Genomic DNA, 226 nt, shown 5'->3' with positions numbered 1-226 from the left:
GGGGTATGATTTTTTTTTTTTTTAAAARAAGAAGRSGMMATRCGATCCCGCTCAGTTCGTCTGGGGGGCGGGGAGTTGTGTAAAAGAGACRGSCCTKCCCCGGCGCGGCTGCCCGCAACCGCCGATAACAGACTGCGACCCCATGCACCCTGCCCCAGACCTGGGCCAACCACCCAGACGCTGGCATTAGCGCCCAAAGCCAGCAGCTGATTGGCCGACGCCACGC

General features: G+C 59.9%; 1 pseudogene. It reads right to left on the bottom strand.

Features of this window, described 5'->3' with window-relative positions:
* Nucleotides 1-116: 116 nt before the first annotated feature.
* Nucleotides 117-226 (bottom strand): annotated as a pseudogene (locus ACQ4LH_RS21810) (NAD(P)H-hydrate dehydratase); the annotation flags it as partial.

The sequence above is a fragment of the Pseudomonas peli genome (genome assembly GCF_050563605.1).
In the GTDB taxonomy this organism is placed as follows: Bacteria; Pseudomonadota; Gammaproteobacteria; order Pseudomonadales; family Pseudomonadaceae; genus Aquipseudomonas; species Aquipseudomonas peli_A.
This window is presented reverse-complemented; position numbering and strand designations above follow the sequence as displayed.